This window comes from Microcystis sp. M53598_WE2 (assembly GCF_030067735.1).
Classification (GTDB): Bacteria; Cyanobacteriota; Cyanobacteriia; order Cyanobacteriales; family Microcystaceae; genus Microcystis; species Microcystis aeruginosa.
The window spans coordinates 1-3243 of the sequence record NZ_JASJFE010000771.1; the positions used below are offsets into that span (position 1 = coordinate 1).

At 44.6% G+C, this 3243-nt stretch carries 3 protein-coding genes; 2 read left to right on the forward strand and 1 reads right to left on the reverse strand.

Features of this window, described 5'->3' with window-relative positions:
* Nucleotides 1-201 (reverse strand): hypothetical protein (locus tag PX636_RS22915; protein WP_502882893.1); only part of this gene is annotated, 201 nt, incomplete at its 3' end.
* Nucleotides 202-366: 165 nt separating this feature from the next.
* Here PX636_RS22915 and PX636_RS15760 point away from each other — a divergent pair.
* The gene (locus PX636_RS15760) at nt 367-1002 is read left to right on the forward strand and encodes a FeoA family protein (RefSeq protein WP_288117768.1); all 636 of its coding nucleotides are present in this window, start codon (nt 367-369) and stop codon (nt 1000-1002) included.
* A gap of 42 nt (nt 1003-1044) precedes the next feature.
* On the forward strand, nt 1045-3243 hold a 2199-nt coding region (gene feoB / locus PX636_RS15765; protein ID WP_288117769.1), incomplete at its 3' end, for a Fe(2+) transporter permease subunit FeoB.

Here is a 3243-nt window from a genome sequence, read left to right on the forward strand (position 1 = left end):
CGGGGATCGGGGGCAAAATTCAGGTACTTTTTCCCTGAAAATTAGGCAACTGACTACCTCAAAATCGGTAAAACCCCACACCCCACACCCCACACCCCACACCCTGCCCCCAGGAAAAGCTTTTTCAGCAAACCCTAAATAAATATTTTTCTTTTCTGTCTCCCCTTTTGGATTAGACTGGTAATTGAGAATAATTAGCATTTATTTCAGCGATCGCAAGTCTTAGACAGTTTCAAAACCGTTGACTGAGACTGACAGTAGTGCAGTTATCACCCTTTGGCTAATTCAGTAAACTCGATGAGCTATTAAGGAATTATTGTCACTCTTGAATGAAAGACCTTCTTTGCCTTTGGAGATAAGAAAAGCATGGACGATAAAATTAGACCTAATGAAGCAGAAAAACCAGAAAAATCGCCAAATAAAGCCCAATTTTCTCCTTGGGGCGGTACAGAGGCAGCAGCAGAACGTACTAGCTCCATGGATACTGATCTAACGGCCACCTATCCCCTCGCACAAGTGGAAATGGGAAAAACCGTCTGGTTAGTGGGATTTCAGGGGACAGGAGGAATCAATCGACTCCTAGGTATGGGATTAAACCCCGGCATTCAATTACAGGTAATTAGCTCCCAACCGAGGGGATCAGTTTTAATTGCCATTCAAGACAATCGTATCGGTATCGGGGCGGAAATGGCCGAAAAAATCCTCGTTAGTGACAGTCAACCGAAAAAACTGGAACCCAAAAAAGACCTACCTGAAGTAAGAACATTTCTGCGGGAGATACCCATAGGAAAAGCGGGTAAAGTTGTCGGTTATGACCGAGCATTGCGCGGATACAAAGGAAAATTGTTATCAATGGGATTAACTCCGGGGACAGAGTTTACCGTTATTCGCGTCGCACCTTTGGGGGATCCCGTCGAGATTCAAGTGCGGGGATTTCATCTCAGTCTGCGAAAACAGGAGGCAGACACTTTAATCGTCGAAGAAATAGACCCAAAAAGCTAAATTTAATCATCTAAGCCTATTCGTCACTCAATATCCTAAATTATGGTCAAACCGATTATCGCCTTAATTGGCAATCCTAACTGTGGCAAAACTACCCTTTTTAATGCTCTCACGGGGGCCAATCAACGGACCGGCAACTGGCCAGGAGTAACAGTCGATCGCAAAGAGGGACAATTTCAAGTTAACGGGGAAGATATCACCCTTGTGGATTTACCCGGAGTCTATTCCCTCGATGTAGAAGAAGGGGAGACGGGAATGGATGAATTAGTCGCTAGGGACTATCTGCTGTCAGGAGAAGCGGATTTAGTGATTAATATCGTCGATGCTGCCAATTTAGAGCGCAATCTCTACCTTACTACCCAAATCATGGAGATGCGTTTACCGATGTTGATTGCCCTGAATATGATGGATGTGGCCAAAACTAGGGGTATTGTGGTTAATCCGCAACTCTTAAGCGTTCGCATGGATGCAATTGTCGTGGCGATTAGTGCGGTTAAAGGGGAAGGAATCGGAGAATTAAAGCAAAAAATTGGGGAATTAGTCAGTAATATTAACCATACTGCCGCTTATGTGGCTTATCCTGCGGTAATTGAGGAAGCTCTTAACGAGATTGTTGCCTACATTAACGACCATAGCAGTAAAAGGATCGTCGAGCCAAGATGGACTGCTTTAAATCTACTGCAATACGAGGATCGCATCGCCCCAGAATTGCGCTCCCAGGAACTATTAAGCATTATCGTCAAGCATAGACGACAAATACACCAAGTTTTAGGGGAAGACCTTGATATTTTAATTGCTGATACTCGTTATGGCTTTATTCAACAAGTTACCCAGGGAGCCACTCAACGGACTGGACAGATAAATGATACTATGTCTGATCGCCTCGATCGGATTGTTCTTGATCGCTGGTTAGGAATTCCGATATTTTTGGGCGTAATGTACCTAATGTTCTTGTTTACCATCAATGTTAGTGCTGCCTTTATCGATTTCTTCGATTTAACTGCCCAGACTATCTTTGTCGATGGTTTGGCCCAAGTTTTACAAAAAATCCCTACCCCGGGTTGGCTAATTGCTCTGCTCGCTGATGGAGCGGGGGGAGGTGTGCAAACCGTCGCCACTTTTATCCCCGTAATTGGCTTTATGTTCCTCTTTTTGTCAATTTTAGAGGATTCCGGCTATATGGCCCGGGCAGCCTTCGTCATGGACCGATTGATGCGTTTGGTGGGATTGCCGGGTAAATCCTTTGTCCCCATGCTAGTGGGATTTGGTTGCAATGTGCCGGCAATTATGGCCACCAGAACCCTAGAAAATTCTCGCGATCGTTTAATGACGATTATGATGAACCCTTTTATGTCCTGTGGGGCCAGATTACCTGTTTATGCCCTATTTGCGGCGGCTTTTTTCCCCATAGGTGGTCAAAACATCGTTTTTGGTCTTTATATCTTAGGAATTCTCGCCGCTATTTTGACGGGATTGGTGATGAAAAAAACCCTACTCAAGGGAGAAGTCAGTCACTTTATTATGGAATTGCCCCCCTATCATCTACCGCGTCTGAAAGGGGTTTTAATTCGCACTTGGGAACGTCTGCAAGCGTTTTTATGGAAAGCTGGACGAGTTATCGTTTTAATGGTGATGATTTTGGGATTACTCAACTCCGTCAGTTTTGATGGTTCTTTTGGTAATCAAGACAGCGAGCGCTCGGTTTTAAGTGCTACCAGTAAAGCTGTAACTCCTATTTTCTCACCCATGGGACTAGAACCGGAAAATTGGCCGGCAACGGTGGGAATTTTTACGGGAGTTTTTGCCAAAGAAGCAATGGTAGGCACATTAAACTCAATTTACAGCCAACTAGCAGGGGAAGATAACCCTAATAAGGGGGCAGCACAGGTAAAATTCGACTTTTGGGGGCAAATTCAGCGAGCTATTGCCACTATTCCCGCCAATTTAGCGCAATTACCCAATCAATTACTTGATCCCTTGGGTTTAAATATTGGTGATCTGCAAGATCAAAAAACGGCTGCCGAGAAGCAAGAGGTAGATTTAGGAATCTTTGGGGCGATGGTGAAAAGATTTGATGGTCAAGCGGGTGCTTTTGCCTATCTGTTGTTTGTTCTGCTCTATTTTCCCTGTGTTTCGGCCACATCGGCCGTATATCGCGAAACTAATGCCGGTTGGACTGTTTTTATTGCTCTCTGGACCACAGGAATGGCCTATATTGTTGCCACTTCCTTCTATCAAATC